Origin of the sequence: Bradyrhizobium sp. BRP19 (genome assembly GCF_020194195.1) — a bacterium.
GTDB lineage: Bacteria > Pseudomonadota > Alphaproteobacteria > Rhizobiales > Xanthobacteraceae > Bradyrhizobium > Bradyrhizobium yuanmingense.
Window position 1 is genome coordinate 1 of the sequence record NZ_JADYVZ010000258.1, and the last position, 372, is coordinate 372.

Consider the following 372-nt stretch of genomic DNA (forward strand, 5'->3'; position numbering starts at 1 on the left):
CTTGATGCCACTGCGTGGCCAAAGACGTTTTCGCTTGCCTTCAACATTTCGCCTGTTCAGTTGCGGGATTCCGCGCTTGGAGAGCGCATTATATCGCTCCTAGAGCAGACCGGCTTTAGTCCGCGCCACCTGGAGATTGAAATTACAGAGAGCGCGTTCGTGGAAAGAAACGGGGCTGCGAAGACCGTGATTGACGAACTTCGTCAAGCCGGCGTCCGTATTGCGCTCGATGATTTCGGGACAGGCGATGGCCCAGCGATGGCCTTCCACCGACACCAGCTTCTGCATGGACGTGCCTTTGGGGCACCATGTGGAGAAGAAGGCCAAGCTGCCGTCGGCGATGTTGCGGCGGATCAGAAGACCCCGCGTCCA

The 372-nt window shown here is 58.1% G+C and carries 2 pseudogenes; one reads left to right on the plus strand and one right to left on the minus strand.

Annotated features, from left to right (window positions below):
- Window positions 1-60 precede the first annotated feature (60 nt).
- Window positions 61-192: pseudogene (locus I6F36_RS39640) on the plus strand (hypothetical protein); the annotation flags it as partial.
- Between the two features lie 54 nt (window positions 193-246).
- Here the strand turns inward: I6F36_RS39640 and I6F36_RS39475 are convergent.
- Window positions 247-372 (minus strand): annotated as a pseudogene (locus I6F36_RS39475) (IS701 family transposase); the annotation flags it as partial.